Below are 16,530 nucleotides of genomic sequence, written 5' to 3'. Positions count from 1 at the left end.
GAAAGAATGAAACTACTAGACTTGTATGCAAAGATGAAAGGCGATCTAAATCAAATTGAGCTTGAGCTTGAGCGCAGCGTGTCTGATGACCATGTGCTTCTAAGTGAGGCTTCTTTGCATTTGCTCAAAGCAGGCGGGAAACGGATAAGACCCGTATTTGTATTGTTAGCGGGTAAATTCGGTGACTACCGGCTTGATGTAATGAAGCGGATTGCCGTTCCTCTTGAACTTATACATATGGCATCACTGGTACACGATGACGTCATTGACGATGCCGATACGCGTCGCGGCCAGCTTACTGTAAAATCGAAGTGGGATAACCGTATCGCCATGTATACCGGTGATTATATCCATGGCAAGGCATTATCGATTGCGGCTCAGCTGCCGAATCCGCAAATCCATCAGATTTTATCTAATGCGCTTGTTCAGATGTGTATTGGCGAGATGGAGCAAATTAGAGATTTCTTCAACACGAAGCAATCCGTACGCCAATATTTGCTTCGCATTCGGCGAAAAACAGCACTTTTGATTGCGATTAGCTGCCAGCTCGGCGCCGTGGCAGCAAATACTGATCGTACGACGGCCAACCGGTTATACCGCTTTGGCTATAACGTAGGCATGGCCTTTCAGATTCGCGATGATTTGCTGGATCTTTATGGTACGGAGAAGCAGATTGGCAAGCCGCCCGGCTCGGATATGCGGCAGGGCAATATTACATTGCCGGTTCTTCTGGCGCTTCAGGATCCGCAAATAAGGCCATCATTGCTGAATGAAATTGAATTGATCCGGGAGAATGGCGGACAGAAGGATGCTGGGCGGGCGATTGAAATGATTCGCAAAAGCGATGGCGGAGACATGGCTGACGAGCTCGCGAACCGGTATATAAAAAAAGCTCTGCATGCATTAGAGGGATTACCGAATGTGACAGCGAAAAAGAACTTGTTTGATATCGCGCATTTCGTCGGGAAGCGTAATTATTAATAATACGATTATGAAAGGAATGATTGATGATGGAAAGAACGTTTCTGATGATTAAACCGGATGGCGTACAGCGTGGATTGATAGGAGAGATCGTATCGAGGTTTGAGCGAAAGGGATTGCAGCTGACAGCAGCTAAATTTATGGTCGTGAGCCGCGAGCTTGCCGAAACACATTATGCGGAGCATAAGGGTAAGGTATTTTATGAACCGCTGCTTGAGTTCATTGCCTCCGGACCTGTGTTCGCTATGGTATGGCAAGGCGATAATGTAATCGCATTGTCTCGGGCTCTTATCGGCAAGACGGATGCGTTAGATGCGCTTCCGGGTACAATCCGTTCCGATTTTGCCGTACATACGAATTTTAACTTAATTCATGGATCTGATTCAGCAGCCAACGCGGAAAGAGAAATCGGCATATTTTTCTCTCCATCGGAGCTTGTCAACTATGAACATACAATTCAACGGTGGATTTAACGCTTACACCCGTTAACGATGGAGGCACCTATGCTTGAGGATCATGATTTTGCACAATTTATAGTTCGGATTAAGCAAAAGACCGACATCGATTTATCGCAATACAAAGAAGCTCAAATGAAACGCAGGCTTACAACCTTGCGAATGAAGCACGGATTTCAGACTTTTGAGCTATATTGGAAGGCTATTGAACAGAACCGCAGCTTGCTGAATGAGTTTCTGGATCGCATGACGATTAACGTTTCCGAGTTTTGGCGTAACCCATCCCGGTGGGAAGTGCTGCAGAATCGTTTTTTTCCTGAGATGCTGCAATCGTCGGGCCGTCTTAAGGTGTGGAGTGCAGCTTGCTCTACCGGTGAGGAGCCATATACGCTCGCTATGATATTGTCGGAGCTGGGGGCGCTGCATCGGTCAACGCTGCTCGCGTCGGATCTTGATTCAAACGTACTGCAGAAGGCGATGGAAGGCAGCTATTTGGAGCGCTCGCTGCGTGATGTACCCGCGATATGCCGGCAAAAATATTTTAAGCAAGCGGATGGGGCTTTTCTCATATCGGAGCAGCTTAAGCAATTTATTCAATTCAAGCAGCAGAATTTGCTGCATGACCCATTTGATGGCTCGTTCGACTTAATTGTGTGCCGCAATGTCATGATCTATTTTACTGAAGAGGCAAAGCATCTGTTGTATCACAAGTTTGCAAAAGCATTGAAGCCGGGAGGGCTGTTGTTCGTCGGCAGCACCGAACAAATATTCTCGCCGGCACAATACGGATTTGAAACGGCTGATACTTTCTTTTACCGCCTTGTGTAAGCAGGATGTATACCGATTTCCATCTTCTCCTATACTAGTCATAACCGGATGACTTGGAGGATGAAGCGTGAAATGGATAAGCGTAAAGTAATAGCCGCATATAGGCGCGGTTTTATTTCGATTCAAGAATGTGCGCAAATCATTGGGGTCGATAGCGGGCAAATGTTAAGACTCGTTAATGACCCGCAGCTTATAAACGATGGAACTGCGCTGCGCAAGAAACGCTCAGTTAACAGTTAAAAAGGCGCAAGGTGTTGAGGCTGATTGGTTTGTCTTCTTCAGAAGACAAACCAACCAGCCTCTTTTTTTGACCTTTAAGAAGTCTTGACGGGCCGTGCAAATTCTTGTCAAACAGGAAGCGCTGTACTATAATGAGCAAAGATGTTTCGGGCAGTAAAACCTAGCGGGCGCTTACAGGCTTGCTTTGAAGGAGGAGCTTTGGTTGAGTTTAAGGTATTTGACAGCGGGGGAAACCCATGGTCCCCAATTGACAGCTATTATTGAAGGACTACCCAGTAATTTAACAATTGATTTCGAGGAATTGAACTTTCAACTGCATCGCCGCCAGAAAGGTCACGGCCGGGGCCGTCGTATGCAAATTGAGAAGGACACCGCTAACATCGTCGGAGGAGTGCGCCATGGTAAAACGACTGGTGCTCCTGTAGCGCTTGTCGTTGAAAATAACGACTGGAAGCATTGGACCTCCGTTATGAATATTGAGCCGATTGAAGGCGGCGACGAAGAGAAGCGCCGGGTTCACCGTCCGCGTCCCGGTCACGCCGATCTTAACGGCGGATTGAAATATGATCTGAAGGATTTGCGGAACGTTTTGGAGCGTTCCAGCGCCCGCGAAACGGCAGCACGTGTGGCTGTCGGAGCGGTTGCGCGCCAATTGCTTGCTGAATTCGGCATTAAAGTTGCGGGACAAGTTATCCGTATCGGTGAAATTGAAGCGCCTGCCAACCAGCTTCCTGTTGATGAATTGATCCGCCTGACGGAGGAGTCGTCCGTTCGTGTCGTAGACAAGGAAACCGAGCAGAAGATGACGGATTATATCGACCAAATTAAAGCGGAAGGCGACTCGATCGGCGGAATCGTCGAATGCATTATCGAAGGTGTGCCGATTGGCCTTGGCAGCCACGTGCAGTGGGATCGCAAGCTGGATGGACGAATTGCGCAAGCGGTCGTGTCCATTAACGCGTTCAAGGGCTGTGAAATCGGAATCGGATTTGAGGCCGCTAAGCTTCGCGGCTCACAGGTACATGACGAAATTATGTACAATGCGGAGCGCGGGTATCACCGTGCAACGAACCGTCTCGGCGGCTTCGAGGGCGGTATGACAAATGGCGAGCAAATTGTTGTGCGCGGCGTAATGAAGCCGATTCCAACGCTTTACAAGCCGCTCCGGAGCGTCGATATCGATACGAAGGAGCCGTTCACCGCTCAAGTAGAACGCTCCGACAGCTGTGCGGTTCCTGCAGCGAGCGTCGTGATGGAGCATGTAGTCGCTTGGGAAGTGGCGAAGGCATTTCTTGAGAAATTCGGGGGAGACTCCATAGAAGAAATTCGCGCTAATCTAAATAACTATCTTGATCAGCTAGGAAGGTACTAAGAATGCGTGAGCTCACTGTCGAATTAGGCGAACGCTCTTATCCTATTTATATCGGAGAGGGTCTCTTGAAGGAGGCCTCTTCCTATTTTTTAAAGCACGGTATTAGCACGAAATCTCCCTTGATGATTATTACGGACTCTCATGTGGCCGGGCTGCACTTACAAGCGCTTGAATCGGAGCTCGCAGGTGCGGGCTTCAAAACGGTTAGTGCCGTTGTTCCTTCAGGTGAAAGCTCAAAGTCGCTTTCTATGCTTGAGTCGCTCGTTACGAAGGCGCTCCAGGAAGGCCTTGACCGCAAATCTACGATTGTAGCGCTTGGCGGCGGCGTTGTCGGCGATTTGGCCGGATATGTAGCAGCCTCCTACATGCGAGGCATTAAGTTTGTTCAAGTTCCTACAACGATACTCGCGCATGACAGCAGCGTCGGCGGAAAAGTTGCAGTTAACCATCCGTTGGCCAAAAATATTATCGGAGCTTTCCATCAGCCGGAAATGGTCTTATACGATTTACATCTCCTTCAAACGCTTCCTCCTAGAGAGGTAAAGGCTGGACTGTCCGAGGTCGTTAAGCACGGATTGATCTGGGACGAGACGTTCGTGGATTGGTGTGAAGAGCATGCGGAGAAGCTGCTCGCTCTTGATCCGGATGCGCTTGGTTACGCTTTGTATAAGGGCTGCAGCGTGAAAGCGGCCGTTGTGTCGCAGGATGAGCGCGAGAACGATTTGAGGGCCATTTTGAACCTAGGTCATACGATCGGGCATGCATTAGAAGCGGTTGCCGGCTATAATGAGCTGCTTCATGGCGAAGCCATTTCAATCGGAATGATCGGATCTGCAAAGCTTGGTCTGCGCTACGGCGCTCCTGAAGAGGTATATACAGTAACGAAGCGAGTGCTCGCGGCCTGCGGTCTGCCTGTAAGGTTACCGGAGCACTTTGATGTCGATGCCGTCATGGAAGCGATGATGCATGATAAGAAGTTCACAGAGGGCACGATGGTATTCGTTGTTCCAACCGCTATCGGCAAAGTCGAAATTAAACCCGATGTTCAGGTAGCGTGGGTACGGGAAATTGTGGAGCAATTGAAACAGGAGGGCGGGCAGCGATGAGTGTAAGAGGAATTCGCGGAGCGATTACCGTTGATGTCAATGAGGAACAGCCCATTTTAAACGCTACGGTTGAGTTGTTAAACGGGATTGTAGCAGACAATCAAATTGTGCCTGACGACATTTGCAGTGTGTTCGTGACCGTTACGAGCGATTTAGATGAGACCTTTCCAGCGCGGGCGATCCGTCAAATGCAAGGCTGGGAGCTTGTCCCGCTTATGTGCGCGCTTGAGGTACCGGTGAAAGGCAGCTTGGAGCGATGCATCCGTTTGATGGTTTTAATAAACACGGACAAAAGCCAAGCCGAAATCCGTCACGTTTATTTAAGCGGCGCGCAGGCGCTCCGCCCGGATCTGTCTAAGGCCTAAGCCCAAACGTTTTGCATCACAAAACTTACTTCGTAGGGTTCATCCCATGTTGACGCGCAGCCGTTCGGTGTTGTATATTGAATAGCGTAAGTGAGAGTAGCAGAGCAGGTTTTGAGCTGAGTAGAGATGAGTCGAGACTAGTTGAGAGAAGCAGAGTAAAGGCAGTTGCCGTTACGGGATTATGGAAAGAGCTTTACCGTCTATTGCGCATGCGAATAGGATGGTACTAGTGCTGTTTCACCGTATCCGCAAATGTATCTTTTTCCGCTTACACACTTTCGTCATCATCTAAACCAACGCTCCTGCTCAGGCAGGAGCTTTTTTTGTTTTACTTTGTTTCAATGTTTAGTACACAGGGAGGTTGTTCGGAATGTCAAATGAGCTGCAGCAGGTCACACGTCTTGCCGGTCAATACAATTTAATACCGATCGTTCGTTATATGATGGCTGATACGGAAACGCCAATCCGATTGTTTCAGCACTTTGCGAAGGAGAAACATGCCTTCCTGCTGGAAAGCGTCGAGGGTGGAGCAAAATGGGCACGTTACTCATTCATCGGAACGGATCCCTTTATGATGCTTTACGGCAAAAATGGTGAAATGGTAATGGAGCATAACGGTCAGAAGCATACTCTTAACGATAAACCGATTGAGCTTCTTAAAGCCCATTTGCGTTCATTCCGCAGTCCTTCACACCCGGAACTGCCTCCCTTTACAGGTGGAGCAATCGGATTTTTTGGTTATGATCTGCTGCAGTATTACGAGAAGCTTCCTGCCCACAGAGTAGATGATTTGAATATGAACGACTTGCAATTTATGTTTTGCGACCAAGTTATCGTATTCGATCATTTTAAGCAGCAGCTGCAAATTGTCGGCAACGTTCATATCAAGGAAGGTGCAACGGACGCTGATATTGCGAAATATTATGAAGCGGCGGTTGCCAAGATCGAAGCAACAATTGTAAGACTGCAGCAGCCGGTGTCGATACCGGTTACAGCAGGAGCATCCATCCAAGTCGATCATGAGCTGGGTGATATTCAATCGAATGTAACGAAGGAGCAGTTTATTTCGAACATTGAGCAGGCGAAAAAGTATATTCGGGCGGGAGATATTTTTCAAGTGGTATTGTCCCAACGCTTCAGCATCGAGACGGATATCGACCCGCTGCATGTGTACAGGGTACTCCGTACGATGAACCCTTCCCCTTATATGTACTATCTGAAAATGGGCGAGGAAGTTATTGTCGGTACGTCGCCTGAAGCACTGGTTAAGGTTGATGGTGACCGGGTGGAGACGCGTCCGATCGCAGGCACACGGCCCCGCGGCAAAACAGTGGAAGAGGATAAGGCGCTCGAGCTTGAGCTGCTTGCGGATGAGAAAGAGCGTGCCGAGCATCTGATGCTTGTTGACCTCGGACGTAATGATATCGGACGCGTCTCAGAGTTCGGTTCGGTGAAATGCGATTCGTTTATGGAAATTGAGCGCTACTCGCATGTCATGCACATTGTATCCAACGTGTCGGGCAAGCTGCATAAGGATAAAGACTTTTTTGATGCTTTCGTTTCATGCTTGCCGGCGGGTACGGTATCAGGAGCGCCTAAGCTGAGAGCAATGGAAATCATTGCCGAGCTGGAAAATGAAGCTCGGGGCGCATATGCAGGCGCAATCGGATATTTGGGCTTTGGAGGATCGATGGACACCTGCATTACAATTCGGACGATTATTTTCAAGCAAGGTAAAGCATATGTGCAAGCCGGTGCGGGTATCGTATGGGATTCGGTTCCTGAAAGCGAATATATGGAGACGGTTAACAAGGCGAAAGGCATGCTTAAGGCGATTCGCGCCGCCGAAGCGATTTTCGCGCAGCCGAAAGGGCAAGAGGGCGCTGCCAATTCGATCAATATGGATTACTATGTCAAAGCGGGAGAGGGGCTCGGTCAATAATGCAGGCGAACGAAGCGATAACGATGCAGCAAGCGCTTGGTCAGCTCATTGGCGGCTCCGATCTGACGAGAGAGCAAGCGAAATCCGTTATGAACATTATTATGAGCGGTGAAGCGACGGCTGTACAAATTGCCGGTGTCCTTACCGCTATGCGAATGAAGGGAGAGACGAAAGACGAAATAACCGGCTTCGCCGAAGTGATGCGCGCTCATTCGGGCCGAGTCGAGACCGAACAGGAGGGCTTGCTGGATACATGCGGTACCGGCGGCTCCGGCATTCATAAATTCAATATTTCAACAGCATCATCCATTATCGCTGCCGCGGCAGGCATTCGCGTGGCAAAGCATGGCAATCGGGCGATGTCCGGCAAAACGGGAAGCGCAGACGTGCTGGAAGCATTGGGCGTGCAGATTACGATTACTCCCGAGCAAGCTGCTCAATGCCTAAATGATATAGGCATCTGCTTCATGTTCGCCCAGCTGTATCATCCGTCGCTGCGCCATGCAGCAGCGCCAAGACGCGAGCTTGGCATACGCACTATTTTCAACATGTTAGGACCGCTCACCAATCCAGCTGGTGCCGACAGACAGCTTCTCGGGCTGTATGATCGTTCACGTACCTCTACAGTTGCCGAAGTGCTCGGCGAGCTCGGTTTGAAGCGGGCGATGGTCGTCAGCAGTCATGACGGCTTGGATGAGATCAGCATTTCCGCTCCGACACAAATTTCGGAGCTGCTTGACGGGAAAGTGCGAACGTTCGACTTAACGCCAGAAGAGCTTGGGTTGAGCCGTCACCCAATTACCGATGTAATGGGCGGTGAGCCGGCTGTCAACGCTTCGCTTATACGTGCGATCTTCGCCGGGGAGCAGCGCGGAGCTTACCGGGATATTGTGCTTGCGAACGCAGGGGCATGCATTTATGTTGGCGGTGCGGCTTCGTCGCTTCGCGAAGGAGCAGCTATTGCTGCTGAAGTTATTGATTCAGGCAAGGCAGAGCGGAAGCTGGTTAGCCTTATTCAAACGACAGGAGAGTTGGCCCATGTTTCTGGATAAAATTGTAGCAACGAAGCGAGCGGAGGTCGAAGCGCTTGCCGCTCATTTTCAACTGGCAGAGGTTGAGAAACAAATCGCGAAGCTGGAGGACTGCCGAGGCTTTGAACGTGCTTTAACGGCTGCAGGCCGCAATCGGAGCATGGGGCTAATCGCCGAGGTGAAGAAAGCTTCCCCGTCAAAGGGACTGATCCGGGCTGATTTTGAACCGGCGACGCTAGCCGCAGCATACGAAGCCGCTGGAGCAGACTGTATCTCGGTACTTACAGACCGTGATTATTTTCAAGGCTCCAACGAATTTCTGAGTAGGGTCCGGGAGACGGTAAAGGTACCTCTGCTGCGCAAGGATTTTACGATCGATCACCGTCAAATTTATGAGGCTCGCTTAATCGGCGCTGACGCGATATTACTTATTGCCGCTATTTTAACGCCTGCACAGCTTGGCGAATTCCATGATCTCGCGAAGGCGCTCGGATTAGATGTACTTGTTGAGGTTCATAACCAAGAGGAGCTTGAAGGCGTACTGGAGCTTAATAAGGCTAAGCTTATTGGTATCAATAATCGCGATCTGAAATCTTTCGTGACGGATCTTAAGACAACTGAAGCGTTAATCGGGCTAATGCCGAAAGACGTTACCGTGATAAGCGAAAGCGGGATCGCAGGTAAACCGGATATGGACTACTTGCAATCGGTCGGGGCACATGGCGTGTTGATCGGCGAGCATTTTATGCGGCATGACGATGTTGGCGGTGCCGTTAACGATCTGATGGGCGCGGTGATTGTACGATGAAGCAGCAACCGCGTATCAAAATATGCGGATTGAAGGATGTTCAAACGATTGAAGCCATGGACGGACTGCCTATTCATGAAGTAGGTTTCGTATTTGCTCCCAGCAAACGCCGGGTCGAGCCGCCTGCAGCTGCGGTTTTAATTTCGGCCGTTCATCGTCTGAAGGCGAGCGGGGGAGAACGACCGCAAACGGTAGGCGTGTTCGTGAACGAATCATTCGAGAATATCGCATCCATTTTAGCCCAAGCGCCGCTTGATGTCGTTCAAATGCATGGGAATGAATCGGCTGAGCTGTGCAACGAGGTGCGTGATCGATTAAATGTACAGGTATGGAAAGTATTTTCGATCAAGCAGGATTCGGATCCGGAGGAGCGGCTGTCAGCAATAGAACGGTTATCTCCGTATAAAGGGACTATTGATGCCGTCCTGATAGATGCCCCGGGCGGAGGTACCGGCCATACGTTCAATTGGGAAGCGATAGAACAATATAATAAGGCTGCAGAGTCACTCGGAATTACGCTATATGTAGCTGGCGGCCTTCATGAGAGTAACGTGCAGGAACTGCTCCGCACCTATTCACCAGGCGGCATTGATGTATCAAGCGGCGTAGAGACAGACGGACGGAAGGATATAGACAAAATCCGATTATTTGTAAGAAGGGTGATGGAAGCATGACACAAATACCTGATCAGAACGGCCGATTTGGAAAGTTTGGCGGAAGATACGTACCGGAAACGCTTATGAACGCATTGCTGGAGCTGGAGGAAGCTTATCAGCATTACTCAAAGGATCCTGAGTTTCAAGATGAAGTTCGTTACTTATTGCATAAGTATTCGGGCAGACCAACTTCGCTGTATTATGCTGAACGTCTGAGCAAGCATCTTGGCGGAGCCAAAATATACTTAAAGCGCGAGGACCTGAACCATACAGGCGCCCACAAAATTAATAATACGATTGGACAAGGCGTGCTTGCCAAACGGATGGGGAAATCGAAAATTATTGCTGAAACAGGTGCAGGACAGCATGGCGTTGCATCGGCTACGATTGCCGCTTTGCTCGGACTTGAGTGTAAAGTGTTTATGGGCGAGGAAGACATGAAGCGTCAGCAGCTCAACGTATTCCGGATGCAGCTGCTGGGCTCTGAAGTGGTTCCCGTATTATCCGGGACACGAACCTTAAAGGATGCGTGCAACGAAACGCTGCGCTACTGGGTAAGCCATGTAGACGATACGTATTACATCTTGGGTTCGGTTACGGGGCCGCATCCGTATCCGATGATGGTTCGGGACTTCCAACGAATTATTGGGGACGAGGCGCGTCAGCAAATATTGACAGAGGAAGGCAGATTGCCTGATTACGTGGTCGCAGCAGTCGGCGGCGGAAGTAATGCAATGGGTATCTTCTATCCGTTCGTCGGAGATGAAAGCGTCCGTTTGCTTGGCGTTGAAGCTGCAGGACGCGGCGTAGACACCCTTGAACACGCGGCAACGATGACCAAAGGACGTCATGGCGTTTTCCAGGGTTCCATGAGCTACGTGTTGCAGGACGAGCATGGGCAAGTGCAGCCTGCGCACTCGATTTCGGCAGGTTTGGACTATCCGGGTATCGGACCGGAGCATGCTTACTTAAAGGATTCCGGGCGTGCTGAATATGTACCAGTAACCGATGCAGAGGCACTGGAGGCGCTGCAGCTGCTGTCCCGTACGGAAGGCATTATTCCTGCACTCGAATCTGCCCATGCAATCGCCCAGACGATCAAGCTTGCTCCTACGCTGGACAAAGACAAGGTAGTCGTCGTCAGCTTGTCAGGTCGCGGCGATAAAGACGTAGAGGCGATTATGAGCTATTTGGGAGGCGACAAGCATGAATCTCATTGATACAGCTTTTGCAAGCATAAAAGCCGAAGGCCGGACGGCGCTCATTCCGTTTCTGACGATGGGCGACCCCGATCTGAAAACATCGGTTGAAATCATTAAAACGCTGGAGCAATCCGGAGCTGATATGATTGAGCTCGGCGTTCCTTACTCCGATCCGCTTGCGGACGGTCCTGTCATTCAACGTGCTTCTGAGCGCGCGTTGCTCAATAGCATTACGCTCAAGGATTGCATCCATGTAGCCGAGCAAGCGCGTGAGGCTGGAGTGAAAATACCATTCATTTTGTTTACTTACTTCAATCCGGTGTTTCAGTACGGTTTGGAGGCATTTTTTCAGCTCGTTCAAAGCAAGGGGATCAGCGGTCTCATTATTCCTGATTTGCCGATCGAAGAGGACGAGGAGGTCAGACAGCTTGCGGAAGCGGCTAATGTGCATCTCATTCCGCTTGTAGCCCCGACGTCGAAGGATCGGGTCGTGCGTATATCGAGCAAAGCGAAAGGGTTTGTTTATTGCGTCTCATCGCTTGGTGTAACGGGAGTAAGGACAGATTTTCACACCGGTATCGACGAGTTTCTGGCAACCGTGCGCGAAGCGACGGAACTGCCGATCGCAATTGGCTTTGGCATTTCAAGCCGCGAGCAGGTCGAACGGTTTGAGAAGCAGTGTGACGGTGTAGTCGTGGGAAGCGCTATAGTGCGTACCATAGAAAATGCTATCCCATTGCTTCAAGATGAGAGTACGCGCGAAGCGGGTCTTAAGCAGATCGGCGATTTCGTCTCACAGCTTAAAGGGTAACGACAAATGAATCTATAAGAGCTTCTTGCCATTAAGCAAGAGGCTCTTCTCTTGTTAAAAACACTTTAAAACAGCAAACAGATATGAGACAATGTATGACAAGTATTAAGACCAGTACATTCATAAAGAGGTGAACGGCTCATGCAGCCCAAAAGTAATATCGTCCACCTTCCTGTCTATCAGCCTGGAAAGCCGGTTGAGGATGTCAAGAGGGAGCTAGGATTAAACGAAGTGATTAAGCTTGCTTCTAACGAAAACCCGTTCGGCTGCTCCGAAAGTGCCAAAGCTGCGGCTATAGAAGAGCTGCAAAATTCTAGTATTTATCCGGACGGAGCAAGTGTCGAACTTACTGCTGCGCTTGCAGCTGAGCTTGGGGTAGATTCGAACCAAATTATTTTCGGTACAGGCTCCAGTGAAATTATTTTAATGATTGCAAGGGCGTTTCTCGTCCCTGGTGACGAAACGATCATGGCGGATGAAACCTTCCCCCAATACAAGCATAACGCGGAAATTGAAAATGCGCGCATTATCGAGGTTCCGCTAAAAGACGGCAAGCATGATTTATCTGCTATGCTGGCGAAGGTGACGAGCCGCACAAAAATAATTTGGGTTTGCAATCCGAACAATCCGACGGGAACGATTGTGACTTTGCCGGAATTATCGGCTTTCATGAAGCAGGTTCCGGGCGATGTTCTTGTCGTATTGGATGAGGCCTATGGTGAATATATTGAGGATCCGGAATTTCCTGACGGAGTCGCATTGCTGCGGGAGTACCGCAATTTAATCGTATTGCGCACGTTCTCCAAAATTTATGGCTTGGCAGCGCTTCGGATTGGCTATGGAGTCGGACATCCTGATGTTATCCGGTTTACGAATCAGGTGCGCGAACCGTTCAATACTTCCCGTGCAGCGCAAGCTGCTGCTAAAGCGGCATTAGCCGATCACGGGTTTCTTACGTATTGCCGGGAACAAAATAAACAAGGACTTATTTATTTATGCGAGCAGTTTGACCGTCTTGGCTTAAGCTATTTTCCGGCGTATGGAAACTTTGTCATGGTTGATGTGAAGCGACCGTCTCCTGAGGTATTTGACGCGCTGCTGCGGAGAGGCATTATTTCGAGATCTCGCTGGACTTACTATCCGAATCATATTCGGATTACGGTCGGTACCCGCGAACAGAATGAAAAGTTTATTTCAGCATTAGAGCAAGTATTACAGGAAGCGGCGGTGCAGGGATAACGTTATGACTACAGTAGCGATTTTTGGAGTCGGATTGATCGGAGGCTCGATTGCCCTTTGCTTGAAAGGGAAGCCGGACATGAAGGTAATCGGGTATTCTAATCGTCCTTCCTCCGTAGAGAAATATATGCAGCGGGGCGTTGTCGATTATGCAACGACGTCTATGCAAGAGGCTGCAGAGCAAGCTGATTTTATTTTTTTATGCGTACCGGTCGGTAATCTGGAGGAGTATATTAAGCAGCTCAGCACTTTTGATTTAAAACCTGGCTGTATTATCACCGATGCCGGCAGCACGAAAGCATCCGTCATGGAATGCGCGAGGTCGCTTCATTTTCGGAATGCAACCTTTATCGGCGGTCACCCGATGGCCGGGTCGGAGCGTTCGGGCGTTGAGGCGGCTTCCTCGCATCTTTATGAGAACGCCTATTATGTATTGACACCCGATGAAACAACACCTGATGAAGCGGTTGAAAGACTGGTTGAGCTCCTCAGTCATACGAAGGCGAATATTGTAAAGGTGGATGCCAAGGCGCATGATGAAATCGCGGGAGCGATTAGTCATCTGCCGCACATGATTGCCGTTTCTCTCGTTAATCAGGTAAAGGGATATAATGAACATAACGATTTGTATGAATCGCTCGCAGCGGGAGGATTCCGTGATATAACTCGGATTGCCTCAGGCGATCCTATTGTCTGGCGCGATATTTTGATCAATAATCGGACTGTTCTGCTAGGGCTGCTCCGTGACTGGAGTAGGGAGACGAATAAATTCGTCTCGATGCTGGAGAATGCCGACGGGGAAGCGATCGAAGAAGCTTTCCGGGAAGCGGGACAATTCCGCAGCAGGATGCCTGAACGGCGCAAAGGAATGATTCATTCCGCTTTCGATTGCTACGTTGATGTACCCGATCATCCTGGTATCATCGGTAAAATTACAAGCGAGCTCGGGAATAATCTCATAAACTTGAGCAACATTCACATTATTGAGAGCAGGGAAGACGTCCCAGGCATTCTGAGATTGTCTTTCCGGAGTCAAGAATATTTGGATCAGGCTATTGTGTTGCTTTCCGCTAACGGATATGACGTACACCTTTAAGGGTGTACATCATATCCGAGATCGATAAAGCGTTTTCAAATTTGTTGTTGACAACATGGAAGCGTATACATATAATAAAGGTACAGTATGGTTTCTCTCCACTCCTATCCAAATCCTTCGCACATTGTGCGGACCACCTTTATAGGTGGTTTTTTTTTGTGTTCTGTTAAATACATAAGAAATTAATGTTTTATCCATTATGATGAAGCATATATTTCACTCTGAAGGTATTTGTAAAATTATTGAATTTTATCCTTTTGTCGAAAGAAGCAGGAATTTGGCCTCGAAACTCGAATTGTAATTATACCCGTATTTTTCGAATTTTTTATGATAAAGACCGCAACTTTTCGTTCTCGGATCGGTACAATGTGTATCAGTACAGCTCCGGGAATAATCCGCAGGTGGAGGAGGTTCGCCTGTCATGACTGATTCCCAACTAATACGTGAGATTAAGGATGGCAACGTCGAGCTGTATTCCGAGCTCATGCGGCGCTATCAACGCAAAATATTAGCATTCATTTTTCACATGCTGAAGAGCGCGAAGCTGGAATTGTTGGCAGAGGATTTGTGCTCTGAAACATTTTATAAAGCCTATCGCAGCCTTCATTCGTTCCGCGAACTTGATGCTTCTTTTTCGACGTGGCTATATACAATTGCACGTAATACGGTGCTCAGTGAGCTCAGGAAGCAAAAGTCGGCGCATTTGTCGCTTGACGAATCGGGATTTGAGCCAATTGCAGCACTCGATGCGGTACCGGAACAGCTTGTGCTGCGAAATGAACGGATGGCGATGGTCCGCGAGGCTATTAATAATTTGCCTGAGAAACAACGCTCGGCACTTATTCTTCGGGAATATGACCAGCTGGACTATCAAGAGATCGCAAATATTTTAGGGCAAACGGTCAGTTCCGTAAAATCACTGCTTTTCCGAGCTAGGGCAAGCGTAAAAACGCAGCTTGAGCCTTATTTCGGACAATCGCCGTTGATTGAAGAATTCGAAGGGATGAATACGAGATGAATTGCAACGATGCGCAAGACAAATTTGGCGAATATTGGGATTTATCTGAGCAGGATGAGGATCGTAAGGCAATAGACCGTCATCTGCTCGAGTGCGAAGCCTGTGCCGAGCAATTTCAGCTTTGGGAAGAAAGCGAAGAAATGATACGCTTCTTATCTGAAGAGGATGACTTGATTGGCCCGACTGAGCATGTGAACCGCAACGTAATGGAGCGTATTTATGCTGAGGAATCGTGGTTAATGCCGGTCCCGCACAAAAGCTACCAATTTTCCAAATCGTTTCGCCGTAATTTAGCGCTAATTGTAGCAGCCTGCATGGCAATGTTTGCCACTGCTTTTATCGTATTCGTTTTTGATAATCAGAATGGCCCGACACAGGCTGAAATTGCCGACCTTTCGGGTATAATGGATACAGCAAATGCTTCAGGCGAAGGGATGACCGTTAATGCCGGTTTCTATGCGGAAGTTCCGGTAGCCAGTATTAGCGATCCATTCGTTCTGAAAGTAGTGCCTGCTTTTCCCCAATATTATGTAGCTTTGTCATTGCTCGGAATAATCATGACCTTGCTCATATTAAATTGGCTGTCCAGGACGCGAAGCTGACGAAGCTGCCCTTATAAGCCCCTGAGGGGGCTTTTGTTGTTTTTATAGAAAGGAGATGTATTTTCTTTGTTAATTGGATGGGTACGCCATGGCAAGACGGATTGGAATGCGGAAGGGAAAATTCAAGGTCAAACCGATATCCCGCTGAATGCGGAAGGTATTAGCCAAGCGGCTGCATTAGCTGATCGTCTAAGCGGTGAACAACGTATTTGGGATGCTGTTGTTTCAAGTGACCTGCAGAGGGCTTATACAACTGCACAGATCATAGCGGAGAAGCTGAACATTCCTTTGCTCGAGGGAGACAAGCGGCTGCGGGAGCGTTATTTCGGCGAGGTTGAGGGGACCATGGAGCACGAACGTCACGCCCGTTGGGGGAAGGATTGGAGAAGAACTGCCAATGGCGTAGAGCCTGATGCGGAAGTTAGAGCTCGCGGATTAAGCGCTCTGCACGAATGGCGTCAGGATTATCCGGATCGTAATTTGCTCATTGTTTCACACGGCAGTTTTATTGCACAAGTCCTTTCGGAGCTATGTGAGGAGCTGGAGGATCAGCATCTGACGAACCTGTCATACTCCATTTTGGAGCTGCAAAATGATAAGTGGTACCCTCGGCTTTACAATTGCACGATTCATTTAAACAAATAATTGTTGGAAAACAGAGGCTTGCTCCATCGTCAAGGAGGAGAGCCTCTTTTTTTTATATAAAAAGACATTTTTAATAAAGGTTATAAAAAAAATAATAATTTCCCATAATGGTACTATCAGACGCTCATTCTTG

General features: G+C 48.8%; 18 protein-coding genes. All 18 read left to right on the top strand.

Annotated features, from left to right (window positions below):
• Nucleotides 1–6 precede the first annotated feature (6 nt).
• Nucleotides 7–981, top strand: a complete 975-nt coding sequence (locus DFP97_RS03625; protein WP_114378607.1) for a polyprenyl synthetase family protein — start codon at nucleotides 7–9, stop codon at nucleotides 979–981.
• Between the two features lie 29 nt (nucleotides 982–1,010).
• Entirely contained in the window at nucleotides 1,011–1,454 is a 444-nt protein-coding gene (ndk, locus tag DFP97_RS03620; RefSeq protein WP_114378606.1) for a nucleoside-diphosphate kinase, read from the top strand.
• A gap of 30 nt (nucleotides 1,455–1,484) precedes the next feature.
• A complete protein-coding gene (locus DFP97_RS03615) occupies nucleotides 1,485–2,264 on the top strand; it encodes a CheR family methyltransferase (protein ID WP_114378605.1) in 780 nt (259 codons plus the stop codon).
• 72 nt (nucleotides 2,265–2,336) lie between these two features.
• Nucleotides 2,337–2,504 (top strand): hypothetical protein, encoded by a 168-nt coding sequence (locus tag DFP97_RS30605; RefSeq protein WP_181873348.1) that lies wholly within the window; start codon nucleotides 2,337–2,339, stop codon nucleotides 2,502–2,504.
• Nucleotides 2,505–2,706: 202 nt separating this feature from the next.
• The gene (gene aroC, locus DFP97_RS03610; RefSeq protein ID WP_114378604.1) at nucleotides 2,707–3,876 is read left to right on the top strand and encodes a chorismate synthase; all 1,170 of its coding nucleotides are present in this window, start codon (nucleotides 2,707–2,709) and stop codon (nucleotides 3,874–3,876) included.
• 2 nt (nucleotides 3,877–3,878) lie between these two features.
• The gene (aroB, locus tag DFP97_RS03605; protein ID WP_114378603.1) at nucleotides 3,879–4,982 is read left to right on the top strand and encodes a 3-dehydroquinate synthase; all 1,104 of its coding nucleotides are present in this window, start codon (nucleotides 3,879–3,881) and stop codon (nucleotides 4,980–4,982) included.
• A complete protein-coding gene (gene aroH / locus DFP97_RS03600) occupies nucleotides 4,979–5,347 on the top strand; it encodes a chorismate mutase (RefSeq protein ID WP_114378602.1) in 369 nt (122 codons plus the stop codon). Before aroB ends, aroH begins: the two co-directional genes overlap by 4 nt.
• 370 nt (nucleotides 5,348–5,717) lie before the next feature.
• Nucleotides 5,718–7,289 (top strand): anthranilate synthase component I, encoded by a 1,572-nt coding sequence (trpE, locus tag DFP97_RS03595; protein ID WP_114378601.1) that lies wholly within the window; start codon nucleotides 5,718–5,720, stop codon nucleotides 7,287–7,289.
• Nucleotides 7,289–8,341 carry an anthranilate phosphoribosyltransferase gene (trpD, locus tag DFP97_RS03590; protein ID WP_114378600.1) on the top strand — a complete coding sequence of 351 codons (1,053 nt, stop codon included), beginning with the start codon at nucleotides 7,289–7,291 and terminating at the stop codon, nucleotides 8,339–8,341. Before trpE ends, trpD begins: the two co-directional genes overlap by 1 nt.
• Nucleotides 8,328–9,128, top strand: a complete 801-nt coding sequence (trpC, locus tag DFP97_RS03585; protein WP_114378599.1) for an indole-3-glycerol phosphate synthase TrpC — start codon at nucleotides 8,328–8,330, stop codon at nucleotides 9,126–9,128. The genes trpD and trpC overlap by 14 nt, the downstream gene beginning before the upstream one ends.
• Nucleotides 9,125–9,802, top strand: coding sequence for a phosphoribosylanthranilate isomerase (locus DFP97_RS03580; protein ID WP_114378598.1), 678 nt, complete (start codon nucleotides 9,125–9,127; stop codon nucleotides 9,800–9,802). The genes trpC and DFP97_RS03580 overlap by 4 nt, the downstream gene beginning before the upstream one ends.
• The gene (trpB, locus tag DFP97_RS03575) at nucleotides 9,799–11,004 is read left to right on the top strand and encodes a tryptophan synthase subunit beta (RefSeq protein WP_114378597.1); all 1,206 of its coding nucleotides are present in this window, start codon (nucleotides 9,799–9,801) and stop codon (nucleotides 11,002–11,004) included. The genes DFP97_RS03580 and trpB overlap by 4 nt, the downstream gene beginning before the upstream one ends.
• Nucleotides 10,991–11,797: a tryptophan synthase subunit alpha gene (gene trpA, locus DFP97_RS03570; protein ID WP_114378596.1), complete on the top strand. Its 807-nt coding sequence runs from the start codon at nucleotides 10,991–10,993 to the stop codon at nucleotides 11,795–11,797. Before trpB ends, trpA begins: the two co-directional genes overlap by 14 nt.
• Before the next feature lie 141 nt (nucleotides 11,798–11,938).
• Entirely contained in the window at nucleotides 11,939–13,036 is a 1,098-nt protein-coding gene (hisC, locus tag DFP97_RS03565) for a histidinol-phosphate transaminase (RefSeq protein ID WP_114378595.1), read from the top strand.
• 4 nt (nucleotides 13,037–13,040) lie between these two features.
• The gene (locus DFP97_RS03560; protein ID WP_114378594.1) at nucleotides 13,041–14,132 is read left to right on the top strand and encodes a prephenate dehydrogenase; all 1,092 of its coding nucleotides are present in this window, start codon (nucleotides 13,041–13,043) and stop codon (nucleotides 14,130–14,132) included.
• A 421-nt stretch (nucleotides 14,133–14,553) separates the two neighbouring features.
• Nucleotides 14,554–15,150, top strand: coding sequence for an RNA polymerase sigma factor (locus DFP97_RS03555; RefSeq protein ID WP_114378593.1), 597 nt, complete (start codon nucleotides 14,554–14,556; stop codon nucleotides 15,148–15,150).
• Nucleotides 15,147–15,752 carry an anti-sigma factor gene (locus DFP97_RS03550; RefSeq protein ID WP_114378592.1) on the top strand — a complete coding sequence of 202 codons (606 nt, stop codon included), beginning with the start codon at nucleotides 15,147–15,149 and terminating at the stop codon, nucleotides 15,750–15,752. The genes DFP97_RS03555 and DFP97_RS03550 overlap by 4 nt, the downstream gene beginning before the upstream one ends.
• Nucleotides 15,753–15,818: 66 nt before the next feature.
• Nucleotides 15,819–16,397, top strand: coding sequence for a histidine phosphatase family protein (locus DFP97_RS03545; protein WP_114378591.1), 579 nt, complete (start codon nucleotides 15,819–15,821; stop codon nucleotides 16,395–16,397).
• The last annotated feature ends 133 nt before the right edge of the window (nucleotides 16,398–16,530 follow it).

The sequence above is a fragment of the Paenibacillus prosopidis genome (genome assembly GCF_003337375.1).
Classification (GTDB): domain Bacteria; phylum Bacillota; class Bacilli; order Paenibacillales; family Paenibacillaceae; genus Pristimantibacillus; species Pristimantibacillus prosopidis.
Note: the sequence above shows the minus strand (reverse complement) of the source record. Positions and strands in the feature narration are given on the sequence as shown.